1 protein-coding gene is annotated in these 238 nt (G+C 60.1%); it reads left to right on the forward strand.

What is annotated here, in order from left to right:
• Positions 1-238: Hpt domain-containing protein (locus tag AC0L20_RS41785; RefSeq protein ID WP_473295958.1), on the forward strand; the 238-nt coding region annotated here is incomplete at both ends.

Genomic DNA, 238 nt, shown 5'->3' on the forward strand with positions numbered 1-238 from the left:
CACCAGCAGCGTTCATGATCGCCAGGCACTCATCGAACTGCTGGATCGCAAGGCTTCACCCACGGAAATCATCGAGCAGGCGCACAAGATCAAGGGGGCCGCGCGGATCGTTCAAGCCAACGCCCTGGCCGGGCAGTGCGCAGCACTGGAGCAAGCCTGCTCCGGCAATGATGATCGGCGAGTGATCGAGACGGGTATCAAATCCCTGGAAAAACTCATGCTTGAGCTGGAGCGGGCA

The organism is Bradyrhizobium sp. Kon58 (assembly GCF_055807455.1).